Raw genomic sequence first — 6295 nt, 5'->3', positions numbered from 1 at the left:
AGAAAACAGAGCAGAACTAACCCTCAGGATTTCTGGCGCATCACACTAGGACGGTCTCCTTTGGCCCCAGGGGAACGGCTTCGTCTGGCCCCACCGAGGAACGGTTTGAAGTGGCCCCACCTGGCTGCCGGCGCGATGTGAGTGCGCTCGCTTGGAGCAGTGGGGCGTTGATTCGCGGGCACCTGGTGTTGACGACTGCTGCCCGGGCTACGCTGACGTCATGTCACCGTCAGGCTGGACACGGCTCACCGAAGCGCGCGGAACGCGGCGCCGATTGGCCATCGTGGGCGGTCACGTCATCAGGCGCCCCTTCCTGATCCTCGCCCTGGCGGGCCTGGCGTTCCTCATCACCCGATACGGCAAGGACTTCCCCGTGCTCTACGGAACGGCCCCTCTTGGGGCCGTCCTGATCCTCGGGAGCATGGGCCGCTACCGCCCGGCCAGTCCTGCCGAAGACAGCGACGCTGAACCCTTGCCGCAGGACCCCAAGGCGAACTGACCACCGACTGGCGCCGCGGCTGAGAGGCCGCTGAGAACCGTCCCTCACCGACAGACAGCCGCTGGCAGAGCGGTCTGGTTGCTCACGCGATCGGGGGACTGGGGCCACTCCAAACCGTTCCTCTTCGACACCGCCCTGACCCGTCACCCACACGGCCCAAAAGTGGGGCCAGCCAAAACCGTTCTAGTGGGGCCAAAACACACCGACGGAGACCTGCTCCCCGCACCCGCGGGGATGGACCCCTGGATAAGGCGCTCAGCATCGGCAGCGCGAACTGCTCCCCGCACCCGCGGGGATGGACCCACCATGTCCGTCACCGTCACCAAGACCGGCGGCTGCTCCCCGCACCCGCGGGGATGGACCCACGGTCCGGGCCCTGATGCTCCAGTGCGCCATCTGCTCCCCGCACCCGCGGGGATGGACCCGCGGGCCAGCTGCCCGGGTCCTGGTGGTCGTCCTGCTCCCCGCACCCGCGGGGATGGACCCGTCATCAGCCTCCCCGAGATCGAGGACGCGATCTGCTCCCCGCACACGCGGGGATGGACCCCTCGCACAGCGTCTGGCCAAGGAAGACGAGTACTGCTCCCCGCACCCGCGGGGATGGACCCGTCATGATGGTCGCGGCCGGCGGCGTCGCCCTCTGCTCCCCGCACACGCGGGGATGGACCCCGGTGAGGCCGAGGAAGTGATCCCGGACTCCGCTGCTCCCCGCACACGCGGGGATGGACCCGCGCGCACTGTGCGTGCCCGTGGCAGACTCGCCTGCTCCCCGCACACGCGGGGATGGACCCTCGCCCAGTTCCTCGGAAAGCTCCTCGTCCGGCTGCTCCCCGCACCCGCGGGGATGGACCCAGGGCGGTCCCCTCGTGGGCGTCTACGGTTCGCTGCTCCCCGCACCCGCGGGGATGGACCCAACGGGGTGGACCCCGTCACGATCGCCCCGACCTGCTCCCCGCGCACGCGGGGATGGACCTACCACGTCTACATGTACGACCTCGGCATCCGGCTGCTCCCCGCACACGCGGGGATGGACCCGAGCTGCTGGCCCACTCCGCCACCCCGGACCACTGCTCCCCGCACACGCGGGGATGGACCCGCGTCGCCGCCCGTGGACGGCTCGGCGAAGGTCTGCTCCCCGCACACGCGGGGATGGACCCACGTCGCGGACATCCTGCGGTGTGACGGTGGTCTGCTCCCCGCACACGCGGGGATGGACCCGTGACGACGGCGGCCTCCGCCTCGGCGACTGCCTGCTCCCCGCACACGCGGGGATGGACCCTCGAACCGGGTCACGACGTGGTCGTATCCGGGCTGCTCCCCGCACACGCGGGGATGGACCCACGGAGACCCCGTACCAGTCGTGGCGGCCCCACTGCTCCCCGCACACGCGGGGATGGACCCTCGAACCGGGTCACGACGTGGTCGTATCCGGGCTGCTCCCCGCACACGCGGGGATGGACCCGCGCAGGTCAGAAGCCTGCAAACTGAAAATCGCTGCTCCCCGCACCCGCGGGGATGGACCCCGGATCACGGCGGCAGTGAACTCGGCGTCGATCTGCTCCCCGCACACGCGGGGATGGACCCGTGAACCTCTTCACGAAGCGGCCGGCGGGCCACTGCTCCCCGCACACGCGGGGATGGACCCACGAGCACCTCACGGGGGCCCATGGTGCCCGGCTGCTCCCCGCACACGCGGGGATGGACCCTCGAACCGGTCCACACGAAGGGCCGGTCCATCCTGCTCCCCGCACCCGCGGGGATGGACCCTTTCCGGCGCCGAGCTGGATCGTCTCGACGTCCTGCTCCCCGCACCCGCGGGGATGGACCCCCCGAGCAGCCGATCCCGGACCCGGGTGAGCACTGCTCCCCGCACCCGCGGGGATGGACCCAACGCCAAGACCCAGCTCGGCAGCGGCGAGACCTGCTCCCCGCACCCGCGGGGATGGACCCCAGGTCAAGGCGCTCAAGACCACCGAGACGTCCTGCTCCCCGCACCCGCGGGGATGGACCCGGGCCGGCCGCACCGGACTGGGCCCCCGCCTGCTGCTCCCCGCACCCGCGGGGATGGACCCGGCGCCGCTGCGCCGGGCGCGGCGCCCGCGACCTGCTCCCCGCGCCCGCGGGGATGGTCCCCAGCTTGTGCTCGCGGAGATGGGCTCGGCGTCCTGCTCCCCGCGCCCGCGGGGACGGTCCCAAGGACTGGGGACTCAAGCCTGGCGAGGAGGGCTGCTCCCCGCGCCCGCGGGGATGGACCCGGCACCTGCCGATCGTGCTCCTCGCCCAGCTCCTGCTCCCCGCGCCCGCGGGGATGGACCCACCAGGGCCCGGTTCCAGCCCGCGTTCCCCTCCTGCTCCCCGCCCGCGCGGGGATGGACCCACCGCGCGGAAGGCGGCGAGGGCCTCGGACTGCTGCTCCCCGCTTGCGCGGGGATGGACCTGCTCCCCGCCCGCGCGGGGATGGACCCAAGGCCAAGGGCCGCGAACACCCGTCGATCACCTGCTCCCCGCCCGCGCGGGGATGGCCCCCGCGACGCCGAGGACGCCACCCCAGTGCAGGAACTGCTCCCCGCCCGCGCGGGGATGGCCCCCAGGACGAGGCGCGCCTCCCCGGCCACTGCTCCCCGCCTGCGCGGGGATGGTCCCCTGATCCTGCGGACGCGGAAGCTGTTCCTGTACTGCTCCCCGCCCGCGCGGGGATGGACCCGGCTTCAGCTTCGCCAACTTCTGCTGCAGCCACTGCTCCCCGCACCCGCGGGGATGGACCTCCTGCGATGCCGGCGCTGGTGCCGAGGCAGATCTGCTCCCCGCACCCGCGGGGATGGACCCCCCGAGCTCGGCACGTTCCTCGCGCTCCAGGCCTGCTCCCCGCACACGCGGGGATGGACCCGCGTTGTACGGCGCGGGTGTGGCTGCCGCGGACTGCTCCCCGCCCGCGCGGGGATGGACCCAGAGCGACAAGGGCTTTTGTTTCGCCCGGCGTCTGCTCCCCGTACACGCGGGGATGGACCCCACACACGGGAGCCCCACCGTGCCACCTTCCACTGCTCCCCGCACACGCGGGGATGGACCCTCGAAGGGCATGAGCGGCAGCTCTCCGCCGCCCTGCTCCCCGCACCCGCGGGGATGGACCCGGCTCCGTCATCTTCAACGCCGACCCCGAGGGCTGCTCCCCGCCCGCGCGGGGATGGACCCGGCCTCCCCATCGAAGGCGTCAGCACCCCGTCCTGCTCCCCGCTCGCGCGGGGATGGCCCCGAGGTGCCCGTATCGGTCCGGGATGCCGTCAACTGCTCCCGCTCGTACGGGGATGGACCCGCCAGGTACAGGCCCAGGCCCGAGCAGATCGTCTGCTCCCCGCGCCCGCGAGGATGATTCCTCGGTGACCGAGGCGTACCCGATGCTGTGCGCCTGCTCCCCACACGGGCGGGTGGTGGGGGAGTGGGTGATACGTTTTCCGCACAGAGCTGGGTTCTGTCCCAGGGGGCGCCGCTCTTGTGGTGTCTGCGGGGGTCCTGGCGGCGCGGGAGCCAGGTGCGGTCTGGTCTGGGTGGCCCTGTGGTGAGTGTAGGGGTTCTGGGTGCCTCTCAGGCTGTTTTCCCTGCTGGTGGGGTGTGCTGAGAGCTGCGAGTGGGGGACGGGTGTGGTTTTCGCACGGCACCGGGTCGGGCTGACCGGGGCCCTCGTCCGGCCGGGTTTCGTGCGGCGGGCAGGCTTCCATCGACCTCGTGCCACACTTCCCGCGGCTGCTCCCGGGACCGGCCGGCTCGAACCCCGACCACCTGTTCCCCGTTCGCGGGGGATGACCTCTCGCGGTATGTGAAGGATTCGCCGACCTGCCGCTGCTCCCCTTCCCCCGCCGGGGACGGCCCCGGAGGACTGGGAACGGGGCCGTTCCCTGTGCTCTGTGGGGACGGCCCTCAGTGTGGCCCCCGGGGTTGTTGTGGTCGTTGGCCGGGGCGCTGCTCTCTGCCTCCTGTACCGGCAGGGGTGGTCTCGGTGGTGGCGGGGGTGGTTCCCGGCTCGGTTATATGGGTGATGCGCTTTCCGCATAGCGCCGGGGTTCTGTATACCGCATGCGGAAAACGCATACGGGGCGTGTGGGAAGGTTGTGCTCCTGTCGGCGCGGCGTGCTGCTCCTGCTCCTGTTGCTGGCTGTTTCTGATCGCGCGGGTGGGGCGAGGGGCCGCGCCCGGCAAAGGTCCTGGATCCGCTGCTGCGTCCTCCCGTGCTCCTGCTTGTCGCCGGTTCCGGCCCTTGCTTGGGCCTGTGTGCCGGTCTGCCGTCTGTGGGGCTCTGGCGGCGCGGGAGCCGGCGGGTCTGTGTCTGGGTGGCGTTGTGGTGAGTGCGGGGGGCTGGGAGCCTCTCAGGCTGTTTTCCCAGGTGGCGGGGTGGGCTGATGACTGTGAGGGGGTCTTGTTCGCAGCTTTCGCGCAGCGTCGGCCGGTGTCTTGGGACAGGTGATCTCAACTGATTGGTCCCCCATCTTGACTGCGGATGGATTCCTGTCACTTGATCTTGCCCAAAGGTCCGGCAGTTGGGGCCCGCTGGCCGATGCGGTGTGTCTCGAGGCCGGGAAACCTGTCGCGGTCGTACCGGGTTCTCCAGGATGCTCGATCCCGTGCGTATCGACTTCGACGGCGTCACGTCTGTGCCACGGATGCTGCTCCTCAGCGAGTTCCAGCTCAACTCCGACTTCCAGGTCGTCCTGGACCGGCCGATATTCGTCACGGTGGGCGACCGCGTCTCGTATGAGGGCGGCGCCATTGTGGTGATTCGCCCGACCGGCGAGCATCACAGGCACCCGGCCGGCAACAGCCACTGGATCTGCCGCCGCTGGCAACCGGACGGTCAAGCTCACCTGGCAATCGGTCAAACTCACCTGCCACCGAATAGCCGGCCGGGCCGGGGGCTTTCTTGCCCTGCTGTGTCTGTGTGACAGGTAAGCCCCCGTCGGGCCAGCACTGCCCTCCGCGGCGGCCACAGCCCCCTCCTGCTCCCTGTCCGTAGGCGCTTTGGCCCCGCCCGGCCGTGGCGCTCGTGCCCGGCCCTGCCCGGTGGGGGACGGGACTGGTGTGTGACGGTGCCATCCGAGCCCGAGCTGCTTCCCGCGGGGTGCGGGGCAGGGGATGCGGTTTCCGTATGAGGGATGACCGCCCCTGTAGGCATACGCTTTCCGTATGCCTACAGGGGCTGCTCCCCAGCGCCTCCTTCCCGGTCGCCGGAGCATGGCCTCTGCCCGCTTGCCCGCTCGAACTCACGAGCGGCGTGCTTCGCAGCTGGCCCCGCCCGGGCCGCGCCCCCGGCACACAGCACCCTGCCGGTACGCCCCTGAGGCTGCCGCTGTCTTCGGAGGGGAGATGGGTGACGGCTCGTCTTGATGCGCTTTCTGCACGGGGTGTTGATGACCCGGCAGGAGGTGTCTGCTGACAGCTTTTTGAGCGCCGCTCACCCGAAGCAAGATTTCTGACAGTTGGAGGTATATGAGTGGTTTGAGATACTTTGATAAAGGTCTAGACAACTATCTTTGAGCTTCCTGCGCATCAATCACTCATAGTGACATTCCATGTGACGTCCCTACGCTCGTGAACCACCACCCCAACACCACTCGAAGTCACATCCCTCGAGCGCGGCAAACGGCCGACACGCCCCGCCGGCCCCGCAGGGGCCGCACACCATCCAACACACCCTCAACCACCCGCCACACCAACCCACTTACCTGCACTACACCCCGCCGCAGGCGGGCGCTCCACCACAAACAACCTCCCACCCCACACCCGCACCCGTCACACCACACCCAC

General features: G+C 70.4%; 2 protein-coding genes and 1 CRISPR repeat array. Both genes read left to right on the top strand.

The annotated features are described in order from the left end of the window. Positions 1-220: 220 nt before the first annotated feature. Positions 221-499 (top strand): hypothetical protein, encoded by a 279-nt coding sequence (locus IE321_RS40065; protein ID WP_190226567.1) that lies wholly within the window; start codon positions 221-223, stop codon positions 497-499. Between the two features lie 213 nt (positions 500-712). Beyond that, a CRISPR array of direct repeats spans positions 713-3752; the repeat unit is 29 nt; unit sequence CTGCTCCCCGCACACGCGGGGATGGACCC. A gap of 1363 nt (positions 3753-5115) precedes the next feature. Then, on the top strand, positions 5116-5433 hold the full coding sequence (locus IE321_RS40060; protein ID WP_190226566.1) for a hypothetical protein: 318 nt from the start codon (positions 5116-5118) through the stop codon (positions 5431-5433). The last annotated feature ends 862 nt before the right edge of the window (positions 5434-6295 follow it).

This window comes from Streptomyces hydrogenans (assembly GCF_014656075.1).
GTDB lineage: Bacteria > Actinomycetota > Actinomycetes > Streptomycetales > Streptomycetaceae > Streptomyces > Streptomyces hydrogenans.
The sequence above is the reverse complement of the archived record's forward strand: the minus strand, read 5'-3'. Positions and strand labels throughout refer to the sequence as shown.

What these genes read in the sequence shown, in the direction of transcription:
- IE321_RS40065 (WP_190226567.1), top strand. Translation starts at nt 221, where the DNA reads ATGTCACCGTCAGGCTGGACACGGCTCACCGAAGCGCGCGGAACGCGG.